The 2,103-nt window shown below is 59.2% G+C and carries 2 protein-coding genes; one reads left to right on the top strand and one right to left on the bottom strand.

Features of this window, described 5'->3' with window-relative positions:
- The first annotated feature begins 187 nt into the window (after positions 1-187).
- The gene (locus ACEW8J_RS11480) at positions 188-1,432 is read left to right on the top strand and encodes an ectonucleotide pyrophosphatase/phosphodiesterase (RefSeq protein ID WP_373491779.1); all 1,245 of its coding nucleotides are present in this window, start codon (positions 188-190) and stop codon (positions 1,430-1,432) included.
- A 16-nt stretch (positions 1,433-1,448) separates the two neighbouring features.
- Here the strand turns inward: ACEW8J_RS11480 and ACEW8J_RS11485 are convergent, their stop codons facing one another.
- Complete coding sequence (locus tag ACEW8J_RS11485; protein WP_373491780.1) at positions 1,449-1,907, bottom strand: hypothetical protein; 459 nt, start codon at positions 1,905-1,907, stop codon at positions 1,449-1,451.
- Positions 1,908-2,103: the final 196 nt, after the last annotated feature.

The following is a 2,103-nucleotide window of genomic DNA, read 5'->3' on the forward strand; positions in this document are numbered from 1 at the left end:
TGGCATAAGCACTATCCTCCAGAAAATGACTTCGCCTGCGAGCCGGTCATTTTCTGGAGGATAGTGCTTAGCAAACCAAAACGGCTGAAGCCTTATACCAGCTACAAGCTGGTGGGTTTACTCCAAAGGTGAGACACTAAACTGTCACATTGTCCCGCTAGGCGATGATGCTCCGGGAGAAGATGATATGATTCGATCGATAATTTCGCTGATATTGACCTTCATTCTGCTGACGGGCGCCCCTGCTCTGGCGGCCACCACACCGGAGCAGGACTATGCCGGTAGCGAAAAGGTCGAGATCCGCGATGCGGTCACCATATTGATCTCGATCGACGGCTTCCGGCCTGACTATCTGGAGCGCGGGATTACGCCGCATCTGAGCGCGCTGGCGGCCTCCGGCATATATGGTCCGATGCGTCCGTCCTTTCCCAGCAAGACCTTTCCCAACCACTGGACCCTGGTGACCGGCAAAACACCCGATCATCACGGGATTGTCGGCAACACGATGGAAGATAGCGCGCGGCCGGGCGAAATTTTCAAAATGGCGACCCAGGACCCGTTCTGGTGGAATCAGGCGGAACCGGTCTGGATTTCCGCAGAGAAACAGGGCATCCGTACCGCGACCATGTTCTGGCCGGGATCGGAAGTCGAATTTGACGGCGTCCGGCCTTCGGACTGGTGGCCGTTCAACCAGAAATTGTCCAATGACCGGCGGATCAACGCGGTGGTCGACTGGATGCGGCGGCCTGCCGATATCAGGCCACGGCTGGTGACCCTTTATTTTGATACGGTCGACACGGCCGGTCATTATTACGGCCCTGCGCCCGGCGAAAAGCTGCACGCAGCAATCGGCGAGGTGGACAGCGAAATCGCTCGACTGAAACAGCAGCTGAATAATCTCGGACAGTCGGTCAATTTCGTGATCGCGTCGGATCATGGGATGACGGAGACGTCACCGGAGCGGATCATCTATCTCGACCAGATCATGCCGCGCGACCAATATCGACTGGTTGAAGACGGCAATTATGTCGGGCTGGAGCCGCTAGAGGGCAATATCGAAGCGGTCCGCGACGCCTTTGTCCGACCGCATGAGCATATGCAATGCTGGGCCAAGGACAATATTCCGGCGTCGCTCGCCTATGGTCAGAACCCGCGTGTACCTGCCTTCCTCTGCTTGCCGCAGATCGGCTGGGTCGCCTATCAGGATGTGCCCGAATGGATGACCGGTATCGGCGGCGGCCATGGCTATGACCACCGGGATCCGGACATGATGGCTTTTTTCCTGGCGAACGGTCCGGCTATCGCCGCACATGGCCAGCAGCCGGCATTTGACAATGTGAACCTCTATTCGCTGGTCGCCGGCCTGGCAGGCGTCGACCCCGTTGCGAACGACGGCAGTTTGGCACCGTTCGAGCAGGTGCTGATCCCCTGATCACGTCCGCCGCTGCTTATGGCAGCGGATCGCCTGCCGGCATTTTCTTGTAAACGATGGTCACGGGGTCGCTGTTTGTCACCCGGCAGGTTTTTGGATCAACTGTGCGGTCGCCGCGAAAGCCCGTCAGTTCCGTGCGATCCGCGTTGAGCGTCAGCCCCATGCCGACCCAGATCTGGGTCGCGCATTTCTTCTGCATAGCGCGAGAAAAAGGGCCGCGATGCGCGCCATAGATCAGGTTGCCGTGGACGGTTGCGGTAAAATCCACCTCCGCCGCCTTGCCGCGCTCTGAACGGTGCCGGGAGGTCAGGGCAGCGCCGTCCTGCGTGAATTGGACAATCTGGCCGTCGCCTTGTTGCCAGTAACCGTTCAGATCATTCTCGGCCGGTGCCATGCCCTCTGCCAGCGCCGGGGTAGCGATGCCCGATAGCAGCAGCAAGGCGGAAAAAGCGTAGACTGCAAGCCGGTATCTCATGGCAATCTCCATTCTGGTCGGACCTCATTTGCGGCCGAATAACTTCTCAACATCCCCGAGCGCCAGTTTCACCCAGGTCGGGCGGCCATGATTACACTGGCCGCTGTGCGGAGTCACCTCCATCTCGCGCAGCAGCGCATTCATTTCGGCGACGCTGAGCACCCGGCCGGCGCGCACCGAACCATGACAGGCCATG

The sequence above is a fragment of the Parasphingorhabdus sp. genome (genome assembly GCF_041748495.1).
In the GTDB taxonomy this organism is placed as follows: domain Bacteria; phylum Pseudomonadota; class Alphaproteobacteria; order Sphingomonadales; family Sphingomonadaceae; genus Parasphingorhabdus.